This window comes from Polyangiaceae bacterium (assembly GCA_020633205.1).
Lineage (GTDB): Bacteria > Myxococcota_A > Polyangia > Polyangiales > Polyangiaceae > JAHBVY01.
Genome location: JACKEB010000011.1, coordinates 869,320 through 893,699 on the forward strand (window position 1 = coordinate 869,320; position 24,380 = coordinate 893,699).

The 24,380-nt window shown below is 63.2% G+C and carries 25 protein-coding genes; 16 read left to right on the forward strand and 9 right to left on the reverse strand.

Features of this window, described 5'->3' with window-relative positions; translation table 11 throughout:
* Positions 1–29: 29 nt before the first annotated feature.
* The 11 genes from H6718_10345 to H6718_10395 all read left to right on the forward strand — a co-directional run bounded on the left by H6718_10345 (position 30) and on the right by H6718_10395 (position 10,947).
* The gene (locus H6718_10345; GenBank protein ID MCB9585791.1) at positions 30–776 is read left to right on the forward strand and encodes a PspA/IM30 family protein; all 747 of its coding nucleotides are present in this window, start codon (positions 30–32) and stop codon (positions 774–776) included.
* The gene (locus H6718_10350) at positions 776–2,392 is read left to right on the forward strand and encodes an OmpA family protein (protein MCB9585792.1); all 1,617 of its coding nucleotides are present in this window, start codon (positions 776–778) and stop codon (positions 2,390–2,392) included. Before H6718_10345 ends, H6718_10350 begins: the two co-directional genes overlap by 1 nt.
* A gap of 74 nt (positions 2,393–2,466) precedes the next feature.
* Positions 2,467–3,345: a hypothetical protein gene (locus tag H6718_10355; protein ID MCB9585793.1), complete on the forward strand. Its 879-nt coding sequence runs from the start codon at positions 2,467–2,469 to the stop codon at positions 3,343–3,345.
* 54 nt (positions 3,346–3,399) lie between these two features.
* Complete coding sequence (locus H6718_10360) at positions 3,400–5,193, forward strand: ATP-binding protein (protein ID MCB9585794.1); 1,794 nt, start codon at positions 3,400–3,402, stop codon at positions 5,191–5,193.
* A 75-nt stretch (positions 5,194–5,268) separates the two neighbouring features.
* A complete protein-coding gene (locus H6718_10365) occupies positions 5,269–7,062 on the forward strand; it encodes a hypothetical protein (protein MCB9585795.1) in 1,794 nt (597 codons plus the stop codon).
* A 44-nt stretch (positions 7,063–7,106) separates the two neighbouring features.
* A complete protein-coding gene (locus tag H6718_10370) occupies positions 7,107–7,526 on the forward strand; it encodes a tellurite resistance TerB family protein (protein MCB9585796.1) in 420 nt (139 codons plus the stop codon).
* A 22-nt stretch (positions 7,527–7,548) separates the two neighbouring features.
* On the forward strand, positions 7,549–8,097 hold the full coding sequence (locus H6718_10375; GenBank protein ID MCB9585797.1) for a hypothetical protein: 549 nt from the start codon (positions 7,549–7,551) through the stop codon (positions 8,095–8,097).
* A gap of 12 nt (positions 8,098–8,109) precedes the next feature.
* Positions 8,110–9,792, forward strand: a complete 1,683-nt coding sequence (locus H6718_10380) for a hypothetical protein (protein ID MCB9585798.1) — start codon at positions 8,110–8,112, stop codon at positions 9,790–9,792.
* A 53-nt stretch (positions 9,793–9,845) separates the two neighbouring features.
* Positions 9,846–10,232 carry a hypothetical protein gene (locus H6718_10385; GenBank protein ID MCB9585799.1) on the forward strand — a complete coding sequence of 129 codons (387 nt, stop codon included), beginning with the start codon at positions 9,846–9,848 and terminating at the stop codon, positions 10,230–10,232.
* Entirely contained in the window at positions 10,229–10,558 is a 330-nt protein-coding gene (locus H6718_10390; protein MCB9585800.1) for a phage holin family protein, read from the forward strand. The genes H6718_10385 and H6718_10390 overlap by 4 nt, the downstream gene beginning before the upstream one ends.
* Positions 10,555–10,947 carry a hypothetical protein gene (locus H6718_10395; protein MCB9585801.1) on the forward strand — a complete coding sequence of 131 codons (393 nt, stop codon included), beginning with the start codon at positions 10,555–10,557 and terminating at the stop codon, positions 10,945–10,947. The genes H6718_10390 and H6718_10395 overlap by 4 nt, the downstream gene beginning before the upstream one ends.
* 63 nt (positions 10,948–11,010) lie before the next feature.
* Here the strand turns inward: H6718_10395 and H6718_10400 are convergent, their stop codons facing one another.
* The 5 genes from H6718_10400 to H6718_10420 all read right to left on the reverse strand — a co-directional run bounded on the left by H6718_10400 (position 11,011) and on the right by H6718_10420 (position 15,422).
* Entirely contained in the window at positions 11,011–11,868 is an 858-nt protein-coding gene (locus H6718_10400; GenBank protein MCB9585802.1) for a hypothetical protein, read from the reverse strand.
* The gene (locus H6718_10405) at positions 11,865–12,989 is read right to left on the reverse strand and encodes a putative zinc-binding metallopeptidase (protein ID MCB9585803.1); all 1,125 of its coding nucleotides are present in this window, start codon (positions 12,987–12,989) and stop codon (positions 11,865–11,867) included. The genes H6718_10400 and H6718_10405 overlap by 4 nt, the downstream gene beginning before the upstream one ends.
* A gap of 27 nt (positions 12,990–13,016) precedes the next feature.
* Complete coding sequence (locus H6718_10410) at positions 13,017–13,454, reverse strand: hemerythrin domain-containing protein (GenBank protein MCB9585804.1); 438 nt, start codon at positions 13,452–13,454, stop codon at positions 13,017–13,019.
* A 180-nt stretch (positions 13,455–13,634) separates the two neighbouring features.
* Entirely contained in the window at positions 13,635–14,528 is an 894-nt protein-coding gene (locus H6718_10415) for a YihY/virulence factor BrkB family protein (GenBank protein ID MCB9585805.1), read from the reverse strand.
* Between the two features lie 45 nt (positions 14,529–14,573).
* Complete coding sequence (locus H6718_10420) at positions 14,574–15,422, reverse strand: zinc metallopeptidase (GenBank protein MCB9585806.1); 849 nt, start codon at positions 15,420–15,422, stop codon at positions 14,574–14,576.
* Between the two features lie 108 nt (positions 15,423–15,530).
* Between H6718_10420 and H6718_10425 the strand changes: the two genes are divergently transcribed.
* The 3 genes from H6718_10425 to H6718_10435 all read left to right on the forward strand — a co-directional run bounded on the left by H6718_10425 (position 15,531) and on the right by H6718_10435 (position 19,089).
* On the forward strand, positions 15,531–16,064 hold the full coding sequence (locus tag H6718_10425; protein MCB9585807.1) for a hypothetical protein: 534 nt from the start codon (positions 15,531–15,533) through the stop codon (positions 16,062–16,064).
* 138 nt (positions 16,065–16,202) lie between these two features.
* The gene (locus tag H6718_10430) at positions 16,203–16,817 is read left to right on the forward strand and encodes a biliverdin-producing heme oxygenase (GenBank protein ID MCB9585808.1); all 615 of its coding nucleotides are present in this window, start codon (positions 16,203–16,205) and stop codon (positions 16,815–16,817) included.
* Positions 16,807–19,089, forward strand: a complete 2,283-nt coding sequence (locus H6718_10435) for a GAF domain-containing protein (GenBank protein MCB9585809.1) — start codon at positions 16,807–16,809, stop codon at positions 19,087–19,089. Before H6718_10430 ends, H6718_10435 begins: the two co-directional genes overlap by 11 nt.
* On the opposite strand, the gene H6718_10440 is transcribed toward H6718_10435, so the two are convergent.
* The 3 genes from H6718_10440 to H6718_10450 form a co-directional block, all read right to left on the reverse strand.
* Entirely contained in the window at positions 19,068–19,946 is an 879-nt protein-coding gene (locus H6718_10440) for a LysR family transcriptional regulator (protein MCB9585810.1), read from the reverse strand. The genes H6718_10435 and H6718_10440 overlap by 22 nt on opposite strands.
* A 217-nt stretch (positions 19,947–20,163) precedes the next feature.
* A complete protein-coding gene (locus tag H6718_10445; GenBank protein ID MCB9585811.1) occupies positions 20,164–20,817 on the reverse strand; it encodes a glutathione S-transferase in 654 nt (217 codons plus the stop codon).
* A 27-nt stretch (positions 20,818–20,844) separates the two neighbouring features.
* Positions 20,845–21,633 (reverse strand): class I SAM-dependent methyltransferase, encoded by a 789-nt coding sequence (locus tag H6718_10450; GenBank protein MCB9585812.1) that lies wholly within the window; start codon positions 21,631–21,633, stop codon positions 20,845–20,847.
* Between the two features lie 272 nt (positions 21,634–21,905).
* Between H6718_10450 and H6718_10455 the strand changes: the two genes are divergently transcribed.
* Positions 21,906–22,550, forward strand: coding sequence for a hypothetical protein (locus H6718_10455; GenBank protein MCB9585813.1), 645 nt, complete (start codon positions 21,906–21,908; stop codon positions 22,548–22,550).
* A gap of 247 nt (positions 22,551–22,797) precedes the next feature.
* Entirely contained in the window at positions 22,798–23,517 is a 720-nt protein-coding gene (locus tag H6718_10460) for a hypothetical protein (GenBank protein MCB9585814.1), read from the forward strand.
* On the opposite strand, the gene H6718_10465 is transcribed toward H6718_10460, so the two are convergent.
* A complete protein-coding gene (locus tag H6718_10465) occupies positions 23,498–23,869 on the reverse strand; it encodes a DUF559 domain-containing protein (GenBank protein MCB9585815.1) in 372 nt (123 codons plus the stop codon). The two genes, H6718_10460 and H6718_10465, sit on opposite strands and share 20 nt — an antisense overlap.
* Positions 23,870–24,380: the final 511 nt, after the last annotated feature.

A 24,380-nucleotide genomic window follows, 5' to 3' on the forward strand; every position in this document is an offset into this window, starting at 1 on the left:
GCGCGACGGATAGAGAAAGTTAGAAACCGATGAGTGTTGCAGGACGCTTCTGGAACTTCGTTAAGGGTCTCTTCTGGCAGGGACAACGCAGCCTCGAGCAGGCGAACCCCGAGGCCGTCTACATGATGGCCATCCAGAAGATGAAGGTGAACTACCAGGAGATGCACAGGGCGGTGGGCAAGCTCGCTGCCGAGCGCAATCGCCTGCGGGCCCTGATTCAAAACAAGACCTCGCAGCTCGCGGAAATCGAGCGCGACCTCGAAGGTGCGCTGGGTGAAGCCGAGGCGGGCAACCCGGAAGCCGCGGAGCTAGGTGAAGACCTGCTCAACGAGAAGGAAGCGCTCGAGGCCGAAATCGGTACCGTGCGGGAAGAACTCTCACGCAGCGAGACCATGGTCACCGAGTACCTGAGCAAGCTCAGGGACCTCGAGAGCAAGACCAAGGCGATGGAGTCCAAGAAGGACGCGATGATCGCCAAGCTGCAGAGCGCCCAGGCGCGCAAGGCCTTCGGCGACATGATGAGCGGCATGAGCACCAGCGCCGAAGAAGCCGCGGTGGGAGACATCGACAAGTACATCGAAGGCGTTGCGGCTCAAGCTGACATCTCCGATGAGATGAGCGGTGCGACCCGCGAGTCCAAGCGCAAGGCGCTGAGGAACGCGGCTCGAGAGCGTGCGAGCAAGAGCAAGTTCCAGGAGATGCTCGAGGCGCGCAAAGCATCGGCGGGCGGCGGTCCTGGCGGAGCCAAGCAAACCGAGAAGGGCGGGATCGGCTGATGGCTGCTGGCAAACCAGGTCCCGCGCTCACCGTCGGCATCCCGCTGGTGATCCTCGCGGCAGGTGGCTACTTCGGTTACACGAAGTTCATCAAACCGGCGATGGAGGAGAAAGACTCCAAGGCCAAGGAAGAAAAGCTCGGCAAGTCGACGTCGCTGTCCGGCAAGCAATACGGCACGATGATCAAGATGGCTGGCGACCCGTGGTCGGGCTACAGCACTTTCCGTAAGGAACCGCAGCTCGAGCAGGAGCTGGCGAAGAGCGACATCGGCGTCGCCTACTTCGACGACGAGAAGTACTACGATCAGAACGAGCGCATGAAGGCGCTCGCAGCCGGCGATCTCGATGTGGTGCTGACCACCGTGGATGCGTTCCTGCAGCACGGCGCCAAGCACAAGAAAGACGGCCTGTATCCCGGCGTCATCATCTGGGGCATCGACGAGAGCAACGGCGGCGACGCCATCTTCCTGTCCAAGGACAAGAAGAGCTTCGACGACGTGAAGCCCAGCGATAAAGTCTGCTACTCCGCCGGCACGCCCAGCGAGCACTTGTGGGACTTTGCGAGCCTCTCCTTCACCGCCCTCGAGAACGTGAAGGCAGATCCAGGCGTCGTCGCAAAGGACTGCTGGGAGAAGCTCAAGAAGGGCGAGGTGCAGGTTGCCGTGTTGTGGCAGCCGTTCACCGCCATCGCCGAGAAGGAGGGCTACCCGAAGGTCTTCGCCACGGGTGGTCAGGCGGATGACGTGATCGTCGACGTCGCGGTCGCCAATCGCGACTACGTGATCAAGAACAAGGGCGCGATCGAGAAGCTGACCCAGGCCTATTTCAAGGTGATTGACGGCTACATCAAAGATCCTGCCGCCCACGGTAAGTTCATCACGGCGGACTGCGGCCCGGACTGCAACGGCGATCAGGGCTTGGGCACCGCGGTGCTCAAGGGCATCGACTTCCTCGACTACCAGGAGAACATGTGTCTCTGGTGGGGCCAGTGCGGAAAGCCTGCAAAGATGGTGGATCGCATCTCACGCACGGGGCGCTTGCTGCAAGCGAAGAACAAGCTCTCTGCGGCGGACATGCCGAAGCCGGCGGATGTGCTGAACGACTCCTTCTTGCTCACCATCAAATCCGCAATGGATATGAAGGCGAAGCTCGCGGCCGAAGTGGCTGGCAAGGACTCGAAAGAGGCCGAGGCCAAGCTCCAGGCTAGCGAGAAGGAGTACACCTACGCTGCGGACAAGACGAAGGACGACACCTCCTCGACCATCGGCACGCTCAATCTGCCGAGCATCTACTTCCAGGAGGGCAAGTCCGCTCTCGATCCCAACGCCGAGAGCGTCGTGGACGGCATCGGTGACAAGCTGAAGAGCTTCCCGGCGCTGTGCGTCCACGTCTGGGGTCACACCAACAGCGTGGGCAACGCGACCTCGAACAAGGCGCTCAGCGAGCAGCGCGCCAAGTCGATCGTCGCCTACCTGCAGAAGAAAGACGCGTCTTCGTTCCCGGCCTCGCGCTTCGATGTGCGCGGCTTTGGCTCGGAGAAGCCCTTGATGAAGGATGGCGTGGAGGACAAGAACGCCAGCCGACGCACGGAGTTCAAGCTCTTCAACTGCAACTGAGCTGGCCCGGGCCAAGCCTCGCGTCGATCGCGGGGCTTGGCTTTTGTTGGCTCTGCAGTAGATCGAACGAAAACGTGGCTCCCGTCACTCCGCTACCCACCTGGAAAGATCGACTCAAGGCGTGCTTTAGCTGGCGCCATCGGTTTCTCCACGTCTTCGGTGTGCCGGCGGCGGCGGGAGCAGCGGCTGCTGTTGCGACGAGCGCGATGCTCACGCCGGACGCGGCGCCTGGGCTTGGCATGCTGGTGATGGGCGTGGGGACGGCGCTCTACGGCTACTTCGTCACCTCTGGTTTCGACAAGAAGCTGAACCAACAGCTGATCGACGAAGCCAAGGAGCAAGGCGTCGCGAGCGAGTTTCAGGAGCTGCAGAACGCGGTCTACAACGCGGAGCCCGCGCTGCGCCCCGTACTCGAGCGCATCCTCTACTACTACAACAACATCGAATCGGTTTACGCCGACGGCGCGAGCGACACCGTCGAGGCAGTGCTCGAGAGCTCGCGAGACGACATCAAGGGCCTGCGGGATCGAGCCCTTGGCCTGGTGAACCTGCACCGGCGGCTTTCGGCGGTGATCGCCCAGAGCGACGTGGGTTACCTCAAGAATGAGCTGGCCCGCATGGAGCGCGAGATGGCGCGCACGCCAGAAGGCCCCGTGCGGGACGCGCTGGTCGCGGCTCACGAGTCGACGGAGCGTACGCTCAAGCAGTGGACCCAGGCTCTCGAGAAGCAGCACCAGATCCGCAGCGTGCTCACCGTCATCGAGTCGAACTTGCAGGAGTTCAAGCTCGCGATGGAGCTGCGCAAGGCGGACGCGGCGATGGGCGCGAATCAGGGCCACAACGTGGGCGAGCTGCAGCAGCGCTTGATCGCGGCTGGCCGCGCTTGTGATGAGTTGGTTGGGCGCACCAGCATCATGGGAGAGCGCCGAAATCGGCGCATCTCGAGCTACTGAGGTCTAGTTTATTTGCGCTAGTTTGGCGCATGCGTGAGGGAGTGTCGGGGGAGCATGAGCGAGAGCGAGCAGTACTTGCCCTGGGCCGAAGAGTTTCGCGAGGCCTACAACCGCCGTGAGTCTGCGATGTTCGTGCTCCACGACAACATCGAAGACGTGTTCCCGCTCGAGGGTGACTACGTTTCCCTGCGGACCTATCTCGAGGCGATGCTCAAGCGTGGCGACTACATCGCCATCAACTACGATGTCTCTCGGGGCATGCGCTTCGTCGATGACAAAGAGGCGCAGCAGTTCTTGCAGCTTGCCAATCAGAATCGCAGCGGCAAAGAGCGCATCATCCAGAGCATCTACGATTTCCCTCGGGAACCGACCAAGGCGCTTGCCTTCATCGAGGCGTTCATCGTCGGCATCGAGGCGAGCAAGCGCCCGGTGGCGGTGATCCTCGAGTACGCCGAGCACGTCGCGCCGAACGGCGACCCCCAGCACATGAGTGAAGGCGACCGTATCAACGCGGTCACCTTGCAGCGCTTTGCGCGGCTCTTCTACGAGCGCTTGCAGCAGCCCGACGCGCGAGACGCCGTGTGTTTCTTGATCACGCCGAACCTGCATTCGATGCACCCGGATATCGTGCGCCAAGAGGTGGTGCACGAGATCAGCGTGCCGCGTCCGGACGAAGAAGCGCGCCGCCGCTACATCAAATGGCAGCAGGCGAAGTTCGTGGTGGAGGGCAAGCCGCCCGTGACCATGGATGTGAGCGAAGAGGGCTTGGTGGAGCAGACCGCCGGGCTCACGCTGACGGGCATTCGTCACTTGTTCTGGCGCGCGATGCACTCCGAAGAGCGCAAGCTCTCCTCCAGCTTCGTGATGGAGCGCAAGCGTGAGCTGATCGAGCGCGACAGCCGTGGCATGCTGGAAATCATGATGCCCAAGCATGGCATGAACGCCGTGGGTGGCAACGACGCCATCAAGGATTTCTTTATCCGTACGGCAAAGGATTTGGCGATTGGCATTGATGACGTGCCCGTCGGCGTGGTGTGCCCCGGGCCAAACGGCGTCGGCAAGACCTTCATCGCCAAAGCCTTCGCGCGAGACAGCGGGCTCAACTGCGTGTCGCTGAAGAACTTCCGCGGCATGTACGTCGGTCAGACCGAGAGCAACCTGGACATCATCTTCAGCATCCTGAAGTCGATGACGCCGAACATCGTGATCATCGACGAAGCCGACAAGATGCTGGGCAACGAGCAGTCTTCGCCTGGCAACAAGGTCGACGAGCGCGTGTTCGGCGCCTTCACCGCCTTCATGGGCGATCCGGAGTACCGCGGGCGCATCTTCTGGCTGTTGCTCACCGCGCGCCCCTTCAATCTCGCGCCGGACACGGGCCGCCCCGGACGCGTGGAAGAGCACGTCCCGATCCTCGCGCCGGAGACGCCCGAAGAAAAACTCGCGGTGCTGAACGCCATCTGTAGGAGCCGCAAGATCCGCCTGGATGAGGAAGGCAACGAGCCAAGCTCGGAGTCCCTCGACAAGGTGTTCGAGGCGCTTGGCTTCGTGACGCCGGCTGCCCTCGAGCTGATCTGCAATCGCGCCCGACGCGCCGCGCGCCAGGCGGGCGTGGAGCCTGACGACAAGGGCTTGCTCCCGGTGCCGATCACGACCTTCGAGCACCAAGCGCGCTGTTACGTTCCGGAAGGCAACCAGACGAAGCTCCTGCTGCAGACCATCGAGGCCGTGCTCTACACGAACCACCTCGAGTACTTGCCGGAGCCCTGGCGCTCGCGGCTGCGCGATGACGCTGCTGGTTTGAGTCGCGAACGGGAAGAGTTGCAGCGCCTCGTCGGCTATGCCTGAGTGACGCACGGCCTGCTCGAGCTTCAGGCGGGTTTGGGGGTGAGGAGCGCCGCCTAGAAACCTTACGGAAACGCGATGACGATTCTCAGCCGACAACACGCCCTTAGCCCCTTCTTGCCAGACGCTTGGGCCCCCGCCCTGGAAGCGCTGGCACGCATCCAAAAGCTCACTGAAGAGGAGACAGGACTCAGCGCCCGTCAGACCGAAGCACGCGCGCTCTACGCAAAGCTCCTCGAGCAAGCTTGGGCCTACCGGGAGCCGATCCCGGAGTCCCTGTCCGTCGAAGCACCGAATTTTCGGCGCTGGTTCTCCGAGGCGGTGCTGCTCTGGATGCGTTACGCGGAGACCAGCTCTGCGCCCTTGGTCGACACCGCTGGCACGCGCACCTTGGCGAAGTTCCCTGTCGACTTTCCAGTGGACGCGGGAGCGCGCGCGGCGATGCGTCGCGCGGTGCAAGGGGCATTTGGCTGGAGCGACGCTGAGATGCGGGAGCTCGAGGCAAAGGTCGCGCACCTGACGAGCAACCTGGACATCAAGCTGAAGATCACCGCTTGCGTGACGCAGTTCCTCGAGGAACAGAAATCTGGTTCCCGAGACCCACGTCTGGTGCTGATGGATGTGCTCTACGGCGAGCTGCCTTGGCGCGTCGGGGACATCGACTGGGTCATCACGGGCACCAGCATCTTCCCTTGCGTGCCGCGCAAGAAGGACCAGCTCTTGAAGGACGACTGGGACGAGCGCAGCGCGGAAGAGCAAGCGGTGATCGGCGCCTTCATGGTCAAGCTCCGCAAGGCCAACACAGCGAACACCTTGCGCTTCCCCGCGTTCGGCCTGGCACCCAATCGACCTGCGGAGCCGCTCTGGGGCCGCTTGGTTGCGGCCTGTGGCGTGAGCGAAGAGGTGTTGCTCGAGACCCTCGAGACGATGGTGATGATCGTGCCGACGCACCAGGTCGACCAGTACGTGGTACACGACTCCTGGGGCCATACTTGGCAAGAAGCGCTGAGTGAGTTCGAGTGGGAGTACGCGCGGGTGCTCGAGCTGGCGGACGACTTGACTCCTGACGCCGGACCGGCTTTCGGTGGTGACGTGGCGACCCTCGGCTCATGTTTGCGTGTGGAAAATGATGCGCTGGAGGTCGACGAAGCGGCGCTGCTCGAAATTGCGAAGCAAGACGTGCTCGGGCGGTTCGGCGTCGCGACGAGCATCGCCCTGAGCGAGATGTTGGCGGACTTCATGGAGTCGAAGTTTGCGCGCCTGGTACCTGACGAGGCGTTGCCCACGTCGTCGTTGATCGACGTGGCGCACTTGAAGATCGACCTATCGCTCTCGGACATTGGGCGGCAGATCAAGCGCCTCGCGAAGCCGTATCGGCGCCTCGCGACGGAGCCTGAGGCACAGCAGCAGTTCGCGGACGCGCTCATCGCAGACGGGTTTCCCACGGCGCTCGCGCTTTCGGCGGCCCAGCGCGTGGGCGTGACTTTGTGGCAGGCGTTGGAGCCCCTACTGAGCAGCGAGCTCTCACCGACGCAGGTTGGCTGGACGGCGAACCTCACCCCCAAACCCGACGCCGCATCGGGTTCATCGGGCAACGCCGTGGCGACAGTGGGCGCGGAGACGGTGCCTTCCACCTTGTACCGACGCGCCATGCTGCAGCTGACGCTGATCGCCGCAGAGCTCGAGAATGGTCTGGAGGGCCAGGGCGGTGACTGGCGCGACCCGGGTAGCTCCCCGGATTTGTTCTTGATCGCCATCACCCATCTGTACGAGCAGGATCGGCTCGTGAACTTTTGGCACATGGATCAGGTGATGCGGGTCGCCTTCGCACCGGCTGCGGAGCGGCTGCGCATCGCGCTCAATGCCGCGTGAAAGCAGCTGTTCAAAGCGGCCGCCTGGCACTGTAGGATGCCCGTATGACCGACCTGAATCCGCTCTTCTCCGAGATCCCGATCAGCAGCCACGAGGCTTTGGCCATCGCCGGCGCGTTGCGTGACATCGCCGAGAGCGACGGCATGCACGAAGAAGAGCTCGCGATGATCACCGAGCTGGTTCAGGGGTTGGATGAGGACCTTGGTCTCGAGGAGCCGTCTAAGGTTCCGGCGATCACTCCCGCGGAGTTGGCGGTTGCTCTGGGTGAGGATCCTGCTCTCAAGACGCTCGCCATGCAGTGCGCAGTGATGCTTGCCATGGCCGACGGCAAGATCAGCAAGGAGGAGGCCGAGCGCCTCGAGGCTTACCGCGCGGCACTGGGTTTCTCCGTTGAGCAGTACTCCGCCTTGGAGAAGGGCATCGTTGGCTGGATCAAGGCTGGCGACCTCTCCCCGATGTTCTGAACCGATTCATCGAGGAGCCAACGTGTCGAATCAATGGGATGACGAACCCACCGTCGTGTGGTCGCCGCCGGAGTGGGTCGTCGAAGAAGACGATATGCCCAAGGCCGGGGCGGCAACGCGCATCCAGTTTGCAGAGCCGGAGCCCTCTCCGCCGCCTCCAGGTCCAATGGAGCGCCCCGACGTCGAGCTAGATATCCGTACGGTAAATGGTCCGTCGGCGCTCGCGAGCATTCGGCGCGTCTACGAGATCTGGACCAAGAATCGCGTGTACATCCTCGACTCCGGGATGCGCTGTATCGAGGTCATCGATCTCGCCACCGGCATCGCGAACAAAGAGCACCCCTTCATCGGGGCTCGCTGTGCCGGGGGACGTAACCACGACAAGAGCGAACTCTCCTTCCCGTTGCCAGCTCCCGGTTCCGAAGCCGTGTTCCAGAAGACCGAGAGCAGCAATCGAGTGAAGCTGAGCGTCACCTCCAAGGTGATGCGGGTGATGTTCCACGCCAGCCGCGTGCGCATCCAGCAAGATCAGGCCGACCGCGTCTGGGGCAAGATCAGCACCTGGGGTTAGACTCTCGCCGCCGTGAGATACTGTTATTTCCTTGGGGCAATTCTGGCCCTCGCAGGCTGCGGAAAATCAGAGGAGCCCGCGCCGGTTGGCGCCGCATCAGCCAGCGCCCAGCCGAGCGCGGCCGAGGCGCCGTCTGCCTCCGCAGCACCTCAGGCAGACAAGCCCTTTGCCGAGCGCTTCACTCAGATTGCGCTGAAGGACTTCCGCGTGAGGCTGGCCGAGCTGCCTAAGGACTCGCCAGATCTGCCTCGCGACGCGGAGAAGATTCGCGATCCGCAGCTGCCCTTCAAGGCGATCTACAGCAGCAGAGATTCCTTATGTGGGGTGACTCACTCAGGCAGCCTGAATTGCTTCTCTGGTGGGTTGTCTGGCAAGACGGCTGCAGGGTGGACCAGCGCCGCCATGGGGGACGGCTTCGTGATTGGGATCGGCGGTGGGCTCAAGCTAGTCGTCGTTGGGGATGCCCCGCTGAAGTTGGGGACTGCAGAAGCCTCCGACGCTGGAGCCGACGCGGGCGGCGAGGCCGTTGCTCCTGATGCGAAGTTCCGCGCCGTCGCGGCATCGGGAGAGAACGCGTGCGCCGTCGAGCAAAGCGGCGCCACGCATTGTTGGAGCAACAACGCGACCTGCGACCTCACACCGCCTGCGGGTTTGAGCGCCGGGCAGATCGCGTTGGGGGGTGACTGCTTCGCTTGCGCTACGAGCGACGGCGGCGTTCGCTGCTGGGGGACCAACGCACCCACTCTGGGCGCCAAAGGGAACTTCAGCAGACTGGTCGCAGGCAAGGACTTCGTGTGCGCCCTCGAAGGCGAGAAGGCGACTTGCAGCGCCCGGGAAGTACCAGGTGCCGTCAAGAAGCTTGTTGCCGCGGGGAAGCGACTCTGCTGGCTCGATGCCGAAGGCTCAATCGCTTGCGATAAGTCGGAAGTTGGGCTGAAGGGTAAGTTCTCTGACCTCGCCATCACGGAAAAGTGGGCGTGCGCTGCGGACGAGACGGGGTACTGGACTTGTGACGGCGCAACCATTCCAGGCTTCGAGTATTGGAAGTCTCACCCTGCGTGGGCTCCCACCGCTGATGGGCGCAAGGCGGCGAAGGCGGCGCGAACGGCGCTGCTGAGCGAGTTTGCGGACCGGTTCAAGGTGCTCGAAGCGCCAGCCGAGGTGACTCTGGAAACCAAGGTCGACGTCGGGCCGCGGGTTGAAACGAAGTACCTGCCATTGATTCAAAACGTCGGGCTCGACTGGACGCTGCAACCGGACCGCCTCTACCGGTACGGAGCGCGAATCAATGGCGTCAAAGGCGGGACCTATCTGCTGATGATTGATCCCTTCGGCCTCACTCTCTTCGCCTTTGACGACGCGGGGGAGCTCAAACGCAAGATCGACGTCGCGCGAGTGGGGAACTACGACGAACCTGGGTTCGCTGGTGGCGTGAGCAGCGGGGAGGAGTACATCTCCTTCAGCTTGGACGCCCGAGGGATCCTCAAGCTCAAGGGGCAGCGCTTGATGGAGAAGCACGAGTTCGAGCCCATTCAGAAGAAGGACGTCGTTCAGTGCACGGTCTACGAAGGCGCCCTGACGGTCAACGTCGCCGCCAAGGTGGTGCCTGCGCCGGCGATCGGCTGGAGCCGGAGCAAGAACGCCATCAGCAATGGTGAGACGTGTGAGTTTCCGTGGGGGGCGGCCAATAAGTAGCGCGCCGCACCAGCCCCGACGGTTGGGGACATTTGGCGAGCAGCAAATGCGCCATGGCCGGGGCGACGGAGCGCGTGTTGGCAAAGCCAGCGCGGGAGAACTCCGGCGGTTCGCATGGGCATGCTGCGTGCATCTGCGCCATCATGGAAAACACCCTAACCACCAACCGCAACCAGTCCGTTCACGACAAGGTCAACCATCGCGTTGACGAGGTCACTACTTCCGTAGGGCAATCCGCTCAAGTCGCCGCGGATCGAGTCCGCGAAGCGGACCTCACCGAGCGAGCTGCCGGCAGCCTCGAGAACGTGGGCAGTTATCTCGAAGGCGCTGACTACGATCAGCTGGTCGAGGATGTCACTGCTGTGGTGAAGCGCCACCCCATCCCCGCGATCCTGGCGGGGGTCGGCCTTGGCTACCTGATCGGTCGTCTCACGTCATGAACGCCCCGCTCCCGAGTGAGAGCACACCAGCGCTGGTGCGTGAGCTCCTGCTCGATATGAAGGACCTCGCCCTCAAGGAACTCGAGGTCAGCAAACTTCAAGCACGCGACGAACTCAAAGACGTGGTGCGTCGCGTCTTTCTTGGTTTGGGTGCACTCGGCATGGCGCTGATCGTCGTCGCCATGCTCGCGTTCGCATCGGCGCTAGGACTGTCCCGCGCCTCCCACTTGCCACTGGAGCTCTCGATGTTGGTGATCGCCAGCGTGCCAACGCTCGCCGCCGTGGCTCTCTATGCCAAGACTCGAAAGGTGAAGAAGCACTCATGACTACTACCGTCGACCAAGTCGAACGTGAGATTGAGGCCAAGAAGGCCGACATCGAGGACAAGCTCGAGCGCCTCGAGGATCGCGCAGTGAACGCTGCGAAGAAGGGCAAACAAGCCCTGAGCTTCGATCATCAGATGAAGAAGCGTCCCTGGGCGCTGATCGCCGGCGCTGTTGGGATCGGCATGCTGCTCGGGCGAAAGCAGCCTCAGGTCCAAGCCATGCTCGTGAGCATGCCGAAGCCGAAGAAGGCCAAGAAGCGCAAGCAACCGACGTCCTCCGCGCCACATCCCATGTTGGAACAAGGGCAACGACTGCTGATGACCGCTGTGCTGCCAGGCGTCGCATCGGCGCTCGCCAGGCGCTACGCTCCAGAGGTCCTCGGGCGCTGACGGCACCGCTTCGCTCTCGGTGTGCGAGGTACACCGAGAGCGCAGGTGCTCGCTCGAAGCGACTCAGTCGAACAACTCGTCGAGCAGTCGCGCAAAGGTGTCTCCGATCACGTCCTTCTGAAGGCTGCTCTCGTCGCCCAGTAGCCAGCTCGCGAGATCGCGATCGACGTGATGCATCGCCAGCAAATTGAGCGCGTCATCCTCGGTGTTGCAGTTCTCCGCGTAAATTACCTGGTGTTCATCCGCCGCGTGCGTCGTCGACCGCTGTTTGCGACCAAGCGCATCGGCCAGCAGCCTAGTGAAGTAGAGCTTTGTCGACTCGCGGTAGCGCGCCTGATGGCTCGCGCAGATGACGACCTTCAAGCTGCGCCAGTCGTCCTGGTTGAAGGCCTTAGTCCACGCGGAAACAACCTCGTGGAGTTGCGCGAGTTCAGCGCGGGCGGCGGCGACCATGCATGGCCCGATCGCCCGCTGTGCCTCCAGCTTGAACTTCGCAACTCGCTCGTCCGGAGGCGCCGCGTCCTGCGTGGTGTGGCGCGCCTCTAGCCAAGCCTCGACCAGTGACATACAAGGCGCTGCGGCGGCGCGCAGGCGGGAATCGAGGGCCGAAGAATCCAACAAGACCCGCAAATCTTCGAGTAGGGACTCGAGCTGTGGGGTTGGCGGTGGCGTTGGTTGAGTCAGCGCCAGCGTGAGCGTAGCCGGCACATGCGCAACGGATTTGTATGCGTGGTAGTCGTCACCCAGGATTTCCGCGCGTTCGCGCGTGCCGGAGCGCAGCAACACCAAGGCCGACTCGACGCGGATGATGGTGGGGTTCGATGCCATCAGTGCCCGACTGACTGCCTTGGTCTTTGCCTGGGCGTAGCCTTGCGAGAAGTGACGATTCAGCCGCAGTGCACGGTCCAGTGACGAACTCACGAATGCTCTCCAGGTGCGCTCGAGGTCACTACCCCGTGAACCAACTCGAGCTTGCGCATCACGGGAGCGCTGAGCGCGAACGGATAGCAGTCCCGCATACCGAGGCTGCGATTTAGCTCGTTCATCGCGAGGGACAGCCAGGTCCAGGCTCGCAGTGATTGCTCGAACTGCAGTGATTGTTCGAAACGCGGTGTTTGTTCGAACTGCCCAGACGTGAGCTCTGCAGAGCTGCCAATTGGCGTCCACGTCGGCTCAACCAGTCTGCGCGCGTGCTTGTGGGTCTGAATACCCAAGGTGCTCGCGGTCTCGAGCCCGTCCACGAGATGGAGGTAGTGCGCCCAGCTCTCCGCCCAATCTTCCCAGGGGTGGCTCGCGGCGTACGCGCTGACATAGTGGTCGGCGTAGTTTGGGTCCGGAGGCGCGGCGTAGTGCTGTTCGAGGGCGTGGGCGTAGTCGATGCGTTCATCTCCGAACAGCTCTCGAAATCCGGTCAGGTGTGGTGAGTCGCGGACCAGGACATCCCAATAGTAGTGCCCGATCTCGTGGCGGAAGTGGCCGAGTAGCGTTCGATACGCTTCCCCCATTTGTTGTCTTGTCTGGATGCGCTCGACCTCGTCGGCTTCCGCCAGGTTGATGGTGATCACCCCTGAGGCATGTCCGGTCATCACCTGAGGACCGTCGGGGTTGGTACCCAGCCTATGATCCGCAAGGAAACGAAATGCGAGTCCGTTCTCAGCCTCCGCCTGGGACGCGAGGGGTAAGCCGAGGGTCAACAAGGTGTACAGCAGGCGCCGTTTGGCTGCCTCCATGCGCTTCCAGAGTGCTAGGTGCGTCTCGTTGGAGAGATCGGGCACGCAATCATTTAGGCGACAAGCCTTGCAGTAGCGGGCGTCCCTCTCCTCCACCGGAACCAGCCAGTTGCAGGCGTCATACTCCAGCCAGTTGGCGCAGCGCCTGTACGCATTACCTGTTTGGGGGGAGAGGAGCTCTGCGGCCGGGGCCGCTTCCAGCGCCAGCATCGAGCGGGAGATTGGGTCGAAGCCGACGGTCCGACCGCAGTCCGTGCATTGGGTGTTCTCGAAGAACACCAGGGAGTCACATTCACAGTTGAACAGCTGCATCGCGATACCTGCTGCTCCGAGCCCCGGTTACGACTCGTCCTGCTTGAAGTCCAAGAAGCGCTTCGCGATTTGCTCGGCTGTCTTGGCGGGCAAGACCTTGCGTGCCTTGGCGAAGACCTCTTGTTCCTCTTCTTTGATGTGATGGCGTACTGCCTCGCGGAGCTTTCGCATCTTCGGGAGCCATCCTCCGCTGCCCTGGCTGAGGTGCTCGAGCTCGTCGAGCAGCTCAGCGGCTTCGCAATGCTCCTTCATACCGTGAGCCGTCTTTTCTCGCGCGTCTGCGCTTGGAAGGATAGCGGCGTAGAATGCTCGCTCTTCCGCGTGGGAATGCACCTCGAGGAGCTTGCGAAACTCTTCGAACAACGCGGCGCGCTCCTCACTCTCGCCGTGGGTTTCGGTGAGTGCGTCCATGAGCTTCTCCAGGGTGCGATGGTCGTTCTTGATTTCATCGTAGATCGTAGACATTTCAGACCTCCAGAGCTCTCCAACGAAGGAGCGCGACCAAACTAGCAATGACTGCGCCACACAGTCGGCCGCTTGGGTGGGTGAGTTCCTGCTGGAGAACGCCGCAGCGGCGCAGACAGGTCAGCGGCACACTGCCTCGGCTGAGCCATACTAGTTCCCACGCCTAAACACTGGGCACGCCTAGTCCGCTGACTGGGCGCTCGGGTACACCTCAGAGTTCAGCTCCGCCCCGACGAGGACGATGTACGAACTCAGCCAAAGCCAAAGCAACAGAGCCACCACGGCGCCAAGGGAGCCGTAGATCCGCTGGTAGTTCGCGAACTCCGACGCGTACAAAGAAAACGCTGCTGAAAGCACCAGCCAAGCCAGGGCTGCAATCGACGCCCCAGGCAGCACTTCGCGCCACCTCGTCACCCGCCGCGGGGTCAGGCGGTACAACACGCACAGGGCGCTAAACACGATTCCCCCGAGCAGAGGCCAGCGCAGGACGCTGAACAGCGTCGCAGAGGCCGTAGCAATTCCGAGCTGAGCAAGCGCTAGGGGAACCAGGAGTGCCAAGCCGACGGTCAGCACGAACACCACGGCGGAGACCACGGTCAGGCCGAGCGCTACCAGGGTGCGACGCACGAGGCTCCGCTCGTCCTCTTCATCGTAGGCGATGTGGGTTGCGTCGATGATCGCCTCGACGCCCTTCTTGGAAATCCAGAGGGAAACTAGGGCTGAGCCCAAAGCTCCGAAGCCGAGGCTGTTCGAGTTGGTCTCCGCGACGCGTTGCATTTGTTCTCGCAGCAGGCCGAACACGTTCGGGGGAACGACGCCCTGGAGCGTGACCAATTGGGCCTGAAGGCGCTCGGGCGTGGCAAATAGCCCCCAGATTGAGATCACCGCGCTGAGCGCGGGAACCAGAGAGAGAAAGGCGTAGAACGCCACGCCGGCGGAAACGAGCGAGAGATTGTCTTCACTCACTTCCTGCCAGACCCGGCGCAGCGTGGTTCCGAGGTGCTTGGAAGCAGTTGGCGCCTGGACCTGCTGTGCAGGCGCTCGGAATGTGGGGGAGGTCGATCGCTCGATCATGGCGGCTGACCGACTCTGAGCAAGGAGTGTGCCGAGGCGAGTGGCCTACGGTGCGGGGACGCTGAAGGTGTCGCACTCCGCCGGGTCGCCAGATTTGTATCCGCGTTGAAACCACTTCACCCGCTGGGCGGAGGTACCGTGGGAGAACGTCTCTGGAGAGACGGTGCCAGTCGCCTGCTTCTGAAGTCGATCGTCACCGATCGCTGCCGCCGCCGTCAGCGCCTCCTCCAGGTCGCCTTCCTCGAGCAGCTTGCGCTGGCTGGTGTCGTGGCCCCACACACCTGCGTAGCAGTCCGCCTGGAGCTCCAGCCGCACGGACAAGCCATTGGCACCGGCTTGTTGGGACTTGGGTGCCGCGTGAACCTTCGCGCTAGTCCCCATGAGGTTCTGGACGTGATGGCCGATCTCGTGGGCAATCACATAGGCCTGGGCGAAGTCTCCAGGGGCGCCCAGGCGCTTTCTCAGGGCGTCGTAGAAGCTCAGGTCGATGTACGCGTTGCGATCCGCGGGGCAATAAAAAGGGCCAGTAGAGGCGCGGCCGGTTCCACACGCGGAAGGGGTGCTACCGGTGAAGACCACCAGCTTTGCCTTTTGGTACTTGCCGCCCGGGTACTTGCGCTCCCAGGTCTTTTGTACGTCGTCCAGCACGAACGAGACGAACGCGATCGACTCGTCCTTGGTTTGCTGTCCGCCGCCGGCGCTATCCTGACTCAGCCCAAGTCCACCACCAAGAAAGAAGCGGTAACCCACGTAGAGTCCAACCACGATCAAAGTGCCCACCAGGCCCAGCGGCGAGCGGATGAGCAGCGGGATGAGTCCCAGGAGGCCAGCCCCACCTCCCTGACCCCGACGGTCCACAACGTCCGAGCTCTTATGATTCTGGTCCCAGCGCATGGGCTCAGATCTATCAACACTCAAACGTCGCGGCACGGCGCAAAGCGCTGTGCGTAGAAGATTACACCAGCGTGACGGAATGGTGTTTCACCTTGAGGCGGCCGATTGTTGCCCGGCGGAAAAAATCTACGCCGACTCAAGCTCGCGTTTTCCAACAAAGCGCAGGCGTACCAAACGAAACAGCGTCGCCTGCGTCTGACGCAGGTGGGTACCGCCGCACCTCCCCCCCAGAATCCGTTTCAGGCACCTATCGATGAACCTCGTGCGCCCCGGGTCTTGACCCTGACCGTCGAACACTGCGTCGCGTTGCTCGGTGCTCTGCTCGGGGTTGGGGCAGCTATCCAGTCCCTCTACGCGTTTCTCGAGCTTCGTATAGCGGTCGCGACTCAATTGGACCTGGCGCCGCTGAGCGCACGGCCCTTCATGTACGCCACGTTTCCACTGGTTGTCCTGGGAGCCACCGTGGTCGGGCTGGGGGTGGGGACGCTGCTGTTGAATCGCGAGCGCGTGCGCGCGGCGCGCAGAGTCTGGGTGGTGATGAGTTTGCTTGCCGTCGCGCTCCTGGTCAGCAACTGGTACGGCATCGACTTCATGACGGACCCGAGCAACTTCGTCGTGTTTCTGCGTGGTAGCACGATATAACCAGGCGGATATTCCAGCCTTGTCACCACGCCATTCAGCGACGTGGCGGTATGCTACGTTCGGTTTTGCCGAACTAGCCTAAACTAGTATTTCTTCATGGCGGGTGGGGAGGCCGGTTACTAGGCTTTCCTCCACCTCATGGAAGCGATCTACCACTCATCTTTGCAGTCTAACGGAGTGCGTAGCCGTATCCGGGAGGCAACTCGGGTTGCGCACGCGCGGCTAGAGCTACACGTCGGTTTGTCCAATGACCGCTTCGAGCGGAAGCGCTATGTGCGCTTCCTCGAGCGGATGTGGGGCTTCCAGTATCCGCTTGAAGAGCGCCTGGCGGCCTTTCCGCGGCTCCGCACGGTGTTGCCGGATGTGCCGCTGCGCGCCCGCGCCAAGCTCGCTCGGGAAGACCTGCGAGTGCTTGCGCCTGATACCCAGCTTTCGATCTGCAGCGACCTGCCGCAGACCGACACGCTACCTCGAGCACTTGGTGTCCTGTACGTGCTCGAAGGGGCCACCCTTGGAGGGCGCTCGTTGCTGAAAGCGCTCGAGGTTTTTCCAGAGGAAACGGAAGGCGTGGGGAGGTACTTGCGCGGCTACGGTCCGCAGACCAGCTATCGCTGGAAGCGCTTCCTGAACGCCCTGGAGACGAGCGTGATCAGCGACCCAGATCAGCTGGAGGCGACGCAGGGTGCGGTCGACGCGTTCTCTCGGCTCGAAGCTTGGTTTGAGCAGGGAGCAGGTGCCCGGGATGGACACTGAAGCGCTACGCCGATACTGCGACACGGAGCCGGTACACTTCATTGGTGCGATCCAGCCTCATGGAGTGCTGCTGGCCCTGAACTCCGTGACGCTGGTGGTCGAGCGAGTCTCCCTGAACGCCCAGCAGCAACTTCAGCGTGAGCTGAACGAGATCATCGGTGTTCCGGTGAGCGCTTTGGTGACCGCTGACACCTACTCGCGGTTGCAGCGCCGGGTGCTGGAGGGCCTCGGGGATGCGATTCGGCACCTGGGAGTTGACCGCTTCGGCACGGACAAGGACTTCGACATTCTGCTGCATCAGTGTGGCGACGTGGTGCTGCTCGAAGCCGAGCTTGCCCAAGGGAGAAACCTGATCGCCCTCGAGTTCGCAGAGCAGCTACACGAGAGCCTAGTGCGCTGCGAGAAGGCGCAGAGTATTCAATGCCTTGCGGAAACCGTCGTTGCCGACGTTCGTCGCCTCACAGGCTACGACCGCGTCATGGTGTACCGCTTCGCAGAAGACGGCGCCGGACACGTCATTTCCGAAGCCATGGGCGACAACTTGCAGCTCGAGAGCTTCCTCGATCTGCACTACCCAGCCACTGACATTCCCGAGCCCGCGCGGCGGGTGATGCTCTTGAAGCGATCCCGAGTCATCGTCGACGTCGACGCCCCCGCCTCACCCGTCTGCCCGGCGACGAACGCGGCGACAGGCGCGCTGGATCTCACGTACGCCGAGCTGCGGGCGGCCGCCCCAGTTCACCTCGAGTACCTGCGCAATATGGGAGTGACCGCGAGTCTCAGCCTGTCCATCGTGGTGAGTGGGCGGCTCTGGGGGCTGATCGCGTGCCATCACTATTCAGGGTCCAGGCGGCTCTCCTATGATGCACGGCTTGCGTGCGAAGTGCTCTCACGCACGGTGTCGCTCCACGTGGAGCGACAGCTCAAGCGGCGCGAGCTCGAGATCAAGGAGCAAGCGACCAGCACGCGACTGTTGTTGGTTGAGGCGCTCAAGGGCGAGACCAAAGACCCCCTCCAGGCGCTGCTGAACGGCGGGGAGAAGCTCGCGGAGTATGTCGACTCTACTGGTTTTGCGATCGTCGGGAGCCACCCCGGGAGCTGGGGCGAGTGTCCAGAGCCCGCGCTGCTGCGGCGCTTCGTCAGCTGGTTGAATGCCCAGAACGTGCTGGATGTGTGGGCGACCGACTGCGTGGGTGAAGCGGGGTTCCAAGGTGCCGAGGACGTGACGGCGATCGCTAGTGGGCTCTTGGCGTTGCCCTTGACCGATACCGGTACGGAGTGGTTGATTTGGTTCCGAGCGGAACAAGTGCGCGCGGTGAAGTGGGCAGGCCGGCCCGACGAGGCCTATACGGTCGACCCGGAGACCCAGCGCATCTCCCCTCGCAAGAGCTTTGCGGAGTGGAGCGAGAATGTGCGCGGTCGGAGCGTTGCGTGGGACCCCGAGGAGTTGCATTCTGTCCGACGCCTCAGGCAAGCGTTCGTCGAGATCACCTATCGGCGCCTGCGCCAGCTGGATCGCTTGAACGATCGCCTCAGGCAGGTGAACCAGGAGCTCGACGCGTTCGCGCACGTTGCTTCACATGATCTGAAGGCACCGCTGCGCACCATGCGCTACTGCGCTCAGTGGGTGCTGGAAGATCACGGCGAGCACCTGCCCGACGAGGGAAAGCAACGGCTGTTCCAGCTATTGAGCATCTCCGACCGCATGCACGGCCTCCTGGACTCCCTGGTGGCCTTTTCCGAGTCGGGGCGACGGGTGATGCACCTTGAAGAAGTGGCTATCGCCGACGTCGTGCGTGAAGCAAAGGAGGAGCTTGGAGCTGCCATCATCGCCAGCAACGCGGAGGTACAGCTCGATGTGCAGCTACCTCTCGTCTACGGCGATCGCACCATGCTGCGCGAGGTGTTCCAGAATCTGATCTCGAACGCACTGAAGTACACCGACGCCAGCGGGCCGCTGATCCAGATTGGCGTACTACCCAGCAGCGGACTTTCGCCCACCATTTACGTCAAGGACAACGGGATCGGGATCCCCAAGGAAAGACTCAAGGATGTGTTCACGGTCTTTCGGCGCCTCCACCCCGACGGGGCTTACCAGGGAGGCAGAGGCATCGGGCTGGCGATTGCGCAGAACCTCGTGTCCAGACATGGCGGCCGAATTTGGGTGGAGTCCACTCCCGGAGAGGGGACCACGTTCCTCTTCACGCTCTCCGGAGGCAGTGGAGATTCTGCTACGGGCGACTTCGACGCTCAGGCGGACTCCGAGAGCTGAACCGGTGTCCGCTTGAGCAGCGCCAGTGCGTGCAGGATGCGCTCGTTCAGGCTCGTTCGCTCCCAGTAGAAGGCGTCCACGGAGATCACGTTCGGCAGCTCCTCAACCAGCTTCAGCTGACGCGCCGCGAGTTCGTGGCGGATTCCAGCTTCAGGGGCGAAAACCAAGCACTCGGCGTCCTTCGCCAAAGCCAGCGACGCCGGGATGTCATCCGTTTCCCCGAGGATGTTCAGTTCATGCAGCTCGTGGCGCAGGATGTAGTCGTCTGCGGCGCGCCGTAGGGCCGTGTCACGAGCTGGCAAGAGCACACCCTGGGGGTGTTCCACTCCGGCGCCGACCACGGCAACCACTTGCGTGGTGGTGAGCGGGTCGGTGACGAAGCCACGCTCGGTCGCACCCAACGGAAGCTGATCCGTGATGGCCACATCGACATCACCCCGTTGGATCGCGGCTTCCAAGTCCTCCCCCGGCTGTACCCGCAGCACGGTGCGTAGTCCCCCGACTCCGAAGATCGGCCGAAAGTAGTCAGCCGCAACTGCGCGTGAGACGGAGTTCGCGACGCCGACTCGCAGCACCGCGTGCTCTGTCTGTCCTGAGTATTGCTCCACCAGCGCGCTGGCCGCGCTGAACATGCGGCGACTCACGGAGAACGTGGTGCGGCCCTCCTGGGTGAGTTCGAGACGGTTTCCCCGGCGCGCGAACAGCTTCACGCCCAGGGTCGACTCCAGCTGCTTCACTTGCTCGCTCACCGTCGGCTTGGTGATGCGCAGGCGCTCCGCCGCACGCGCGATGGAGCCTTCCTCCGCCACGATGTGGAAGTAGAACAGGTGGTTGAAGTTCAGTCGTTCCAGGGACATCGGGAGACTGATTTGCAACCGGCGTGCCCGCCCAAGACTGAATGATCTCGAGGGCTTGACGTGCCTGAGGCATTCCGGCGTGTTGCGATTTGCCTCGCGTGAGACAGCCCTTGCTGCCTCCCCCCGGCTCGCTCGGCTCCTCGCTGCGCCGCCCCCTCCCGGCGCCGGCGCGTCTCGCTACCGCTCGCGCGCGCGGGCGGAGGGGGACTACATCTGGCTACTCAATCGCCGCGTCGTACTTCGGGATGGCGACGCTCTCCGCCGCGAGCTTCTCCCACTCGGCGACGATGGGGTGCTCCCACATCGTGCGGCAGTACTCCACTGCGTCACCGGACAGCTCGATGCCGTAGGTGCGGAAGCGTGTTACCACGGGGAAGTACATGCAGTCGGCGATGGTGAAGTGGCCGAAGAGGTATGGCCCACCGAGGCTCTGCAGCGACGCACTCCAGACTTCACTGACGCGCGCGACCTCTTTGAGGGCTTCAGCGCTCGGCTTGAAAGCCTTGGCGCGCGCTCGCCCGTTCATCCCGAGTTCGTTGCGCAGAGCGGGGAAGCCGCCGAGCATCTCGCAGCTGATGGCGCGTGCGCGCGCCCGCTGAGCGCGGTCTTCGGGCCACAGCTTCGCGTCTGGCGCCAGCTCGTTCACGTACTCACAGATGGCGAGGCTCTCGTGCACGCTGAGGCTGCCGTCGATCAGCACCGGCACCTTCCCAGCGCCGGAGAACTGCAACACCTTGTCGTGCCATGCGGGGTCGACGAACAAATCAATGAGGTGCGTCTTGAAAGGCAACCCACTGTACTTGAGCGCCAACCAAGGCCTCACCGACCAAGAGCTGTAGTTGAGGGGCCCAACAACCAGACGCAAGGACATGCGCCGGAGGCTACCAATGTCGTCGAGCTAGGCAAGACTTGCGGAGGGCTTGCCCACCAAGTACGGCACACGCAGCGGCCCTGCTTTCAGTGAACCGACTTCGAACGTGTAGTCCCCGGGCAGGTTCAGGCCACTGACCAGCTCCTTGAGTTCGCCTTCGGAGTAGACCCGTAGTCCGCTCACCAGGCCATCCCACCAGATCATCCACGGCAAGAGCGGAATCAGGTAGGTAAAGAGCAGCCGCGAGAGCCGGAACGGCTTCACGAATGGCGTTACCAGCAGGCAGGCCAGGAAGATGAACGGGGAGGTCAAGACGTGAAGCGCGGATCGCGACGTCATCTCGAGCACCGCGATGGGCGCACGGGCGTCAACGGCGGACTGCAGGATGCCTGCTGCCATTGCCGGGGGGAAATGATGGAAGCCGTTGATGATGGTGCGCGCGCCCACGAGCTCGTTCGGGACCTCCAGGGCGTTAACCGAGGCTCGCTCGAATTTCAGCCGATCGGATCGATCCGCCGCGCGTTCCAACGCGGCCAGGTTAGGATGCAGGTCCGTACACGTGACACTCACATCGGGCAGACTTTCCAGCAGCACCGGCCACGGCCCGGCCGCCCCGGAGCACAGGTCGACGACACGCTTGCGCCCATCGCCGTCTGCGGGGACCATCTCGAGAGCGCGGCTGATGGGCTCAGCCAGCGTGGAAACCGGCCCTTTCGCCGTTCCCTCGATGAACGCCAGGTACTCGACCCCGCATTGACGCAGCACCCCGGGCACCCAAGTCAGGTCGAAGAACTCGAATAGCTGAATGCGTCCCACCTCACCCCCAAAAAATCTGGATGTTCCGTGTGCTGACCAGAGCAGGCTAGCAAACGCTGCGCTCAAGAGAACCCGACAAGCTGTCGCGGGCGACCTGTGGAAACTATGAGGCGTTATTGCCGCGCGGATTGATGGGTCGCGTTTCCGCGTCGATGGTGTGAGGCGTTCATGATGCAGTGGTCTTTGTTGTGATGCAGTGGACTGGACGTCAAAGCCGGATCTTGAGCTGTCCAAACTGTGGGGCACCGCTGCGCTGGCGAGGTCCCGCGCAAGTGATCGAGTGTTCGTACTGTCGAGCGCACATCGTCACCGAGACTCAGTCGCTGACTCAGGCGCCCTCGACGGCGGTCGGCACCAAGCCGGAAGATCAGCCGCTGGCGTTGATCTTCGCCATCTCAGCGCTCGTGGTGCTGTCTGGCATCGGCTTAGCGATCTTCACCATCACCAGCGGGGCAGGCGGGCACGTCGCGGCACAAGAGATCGAAGTGGCCGACCTGCACGCCATTCAGCTGGAGCAGTCCCGCGATCAATTCGTGGCCAAGCACGGCGGGGCGAACCGCGGCCGGTGCGTCTCGATGAAAGTGGAGAAGCCGAGCTGGTTCGTCACCTTCTGTTGGAACCCTGCAGAATCGGACCACGTCACGAACTTGACTACCAACCCCTCAGCCGCCGACTCAGAGCTCCCGCCAGAGGTGCTCAAGCGAGCTCGTGCGGTGTTTGGCGACCGGCTCACCAAGGACGCGATGGGCTGGAGCTACTGGGGGCGCGGAGTCTCGTTTCTCATCCACGACTCGTCCCTCACGCTCAGCCTGAACATCGGCTCGGAGTCGGAGGCGCGCCTCGACGAGTTCTGGCCCGTGCTACTTCATGTGGCTTTCGGCGAGCCGTTGAAGGACGGGCAAAGCTTCGAACCCTGACCCAAGCAGCGCCTGGGCGCGGTGTCCGACAGCCATGTGCCCCTCAGCCTGCCGCGCCGCACGCATCGGAGCAGCCACGCTACCGCTCCTTGCCTGCTCTCCCGCGGTTGGGGGTGAGAGAGCAACGGCACAATCTGTCATTCCCCTGGAAGCGCCGGGCGACGCGCAATCCCATGAAAGTGCCGCAAGCCACGTCTACGGTTTGGCATGGGCCACGCCGGAGCTCCGCCCAAGCCCAGCGTCCGCCGTGGACTACTTCGGCCTGACCGCGAAGAAGCTGCACTTGGAGTGCACCCAAGGCGACCGCTTCAGCGTCCGTGTGGGTGACGAAGCCGAATATATCACGCTGGACGCCACCGCCACCAACGGTCCCCGGGAGTCATCCTCCGTACCGCTTTGTAACCGCACGGATTCAAGAGCGGACACCCTGCTCGAACCCATAGTAGTCGCCCCAAACGGCGAACGCCTGGCGCAGCATGCGTTCTCCGAGCCGGGAGCCGAGGCATTCACCGCCGCAGCGGACCCAACATCACTCACGAGCTGGTGGCGCCACGCCGACCCCGACTTCATCAAGACCCGTCGCGTGAAGGTGCTCGCCATCGAATCCGCCGCGTGGACCTTCGTGGCGGACCCGCTCGACGAAACCATCTGGCGCTTCGACCTCGCCAACCGCCGCGCAACGTTGCTGCTAGAGGATGCTGCGTGTGTCCGCGGCGTGCAGGCTACTCACTCCGCAGAGCGCGCTCTGGTGTGGTGCGACGGAGGCGACGACCTCACGCCGTGGGCGTTCTTGATCGATCTGACGGATCGCACCACGACCCTGATTGAAGGCGGCCGCGAGTTGCTCCTGATGCCCGATGGAACGGTGATCGGAGTCGTACCCATGATGGACGCCGACAATCGCGCCTACGAGACGATCGCCATCCTGCAGGCCAGCGCGACCGAGGTCAGCCGATGGCGCGGCTGATGGCGAGCAACACCTGCTCCAGCGACTGCCGCACGTCTGTGTTCGAGAAGCGCAGCGTGCGGTAGCCCAGGCGAGCCAAGAACGCATCCCGACGGGCGTCAGCGGCTTGGAGATGCTGATGAGTTGCGCCATCGAGCTCGACGATGAGCTTGATGTCCCGCGCGACGAAGTCGCAGATGTAGCGGCGCCCGAGCACGACCTGCCGCCGGAACGTGACGCCCAGCTGAGCGCGGCGCAGGTAGAGCCAGAGCAAAGCCTCGGTTGGCGTGGGGTGGCGACGCAGCCAGTAGGCGCGGGTCTCGAGATCAGCGCGGCGCGCCGCGCGTTGGTGGAGTGTTGCGTGGTTTGGCATGGATTCGCTGGCTTCCTGCTCGGGGCTGCCGAGCCGCCGCCCCACGCGCAGAGCGCGTGCCGCGCCCCGCCGCTCAGCGCCTCAACAACACCGCGCGGAAACAGCGCGGCGCGAGCTGTGCGCGACACAAGGCGCGGCAGCCCCGAGCAGGAAGGCGCCGCTGAGCCAGTCAGCAGTCACCAATCGAACCGCGAAGCCCTGACGGAAGCGCCGCGCGCAGCCGCGCCGCGACCACCCCAAGCTACCCGCCGAACCAAGCCCGCCCAAACCCAACGAAAGCGGCCGCGCGCAGCCGCGCCGCGCCCCCAAGAAAACCCAAGCAAGCCGAAAGGCAACGGAAGCGGCCGCGCGAAGCCGCGCCGCGGCCACCCCGAGCTACCGACCGAACCAAGCCCGCCGAAAGGCCCCGAAAGCGGCCGCGCGCGAGCGCGCCGCGATCACCCAAACCCAACTGCCGACACCCTGTACACCGCACTCTGGAGAAGCCGTGCGGAAACGTAAAACGACTTAG

Bases quoted from the DNA above. Each gene is read 5' to 3' on its own strand.
- H6718_10385 (MCB9585799.1), top strand. From the start codon at position 9,846: ATGGCCGGGGCGACGGAGCGCGTGTTGGCAAAGCCAGCGCGGGAGAAC.
- H6718_10420 (MCB9585806.1), bottom strand. From the start codon at position 15,422: ATGCGCTGGGACCAGAATCATAAGAGCTCGGACGTTGTGGACCGTCGG.
- H6718_10365 (MCB9585795.1), top strand. From the start codon at position 5,269: ATGACGATTCTCAGCCGACAACACGCCCTTAGCCCCTTCTTGCCAGAC.
- H6718_10345 (MCB9585791.1), top strand. From the start codon at position 30: ATGAGTGTTGCAGGACGCTTCTGGAACTTCGTTAAGGGTCTCTTCTGG.
- H6718_10410 (MCB9585804.1), bottom strand. From the start codon at position 13,454: ATGTCTACGATCTACGATGAAATCAAGAACGACCATCGCACCCTGGAG.
- H6718_10435 (MCB9585809.1), top strand. From the start codon at position 16,807: ATGGACACTGAAGCGCTACGCCGATACTGCGACACGGAGCCGGTACAC.
- H6718_10405 (MCB9585803.1), bottom strand. From the start codon at position 12,989: ATGCAGCTGTTCAACTGTGAATGTGACTCCCTGGTGTTCTTCGAGAAC.
- H6718_10440 (MCB9585810.1), bottom strand. From the start codon at position 19,946: ATGTCCCTGGAACGACTGAACTTCAACCACCTGTTCTACTTCCACATC.
- H6718_10430 (MCB9585808.1), top strand. From the start codon at position 16,203: ATGGAAGCGATCTACCACTCATCTTTGCAGTCTAACGGAGTGCGTAGC.
- H6718_10415 (MCB9585805.1), bottom strand. From the start codon at position 14,528: ATGATCGAGCGATCGACCTCCCCCACATTCCGAGCGCCTGCACAGCAG.
- H6718_10445 (MCB9585811.1), bottom strand. From the start codon at position 20,817: ATGTCCTTGCGTCTGGTTGTTGGGCCCCTCAACTACAGCTCTTGGTCG.
- H6718_10390 (MCB9585800.1), top strand. From the start codon at position 10,229: ATGAACGCCCCGCTCCCGAGTGAGAGCACACCAGCGCTGGTGCGTGAG.
- H6718_10370 (MCB9585796.1), top strand. From the start codon at position 7,107: ATGACCGACCTGAATCCGCTCTTCTCCGAGATCCCGATCAGCAGCCAC.
- H6718_10395 (MCB9585801.1), top strand. From the start codon at position 10,555: ATGACTACTACCGTCGACCAAGTCGAACGTGAGATTGAGGCCAAGAAG.
- H6718_10360 (MCB9585794.1), top strand. From the start codon at position 3,400: ATGAGCGAGAGCGAGCAGTACTTGCCCTGGGCCGAAGAGTTTCGCGAG.
- H6718_10465 (MCB9585815.1), bottom strand. From the start codon at position 23,869: ATGCCAAACCACGCAACACTCCACCAACGCGCGGCGCGCCGCGCTGAT.
- H6718_10350 (MCB9585792.1), top strand. From the start codon at position 776: ATGGCTGCTGGCAAACCAGGTCCCGCGCTCACCGTCGGCATCCCGCTG.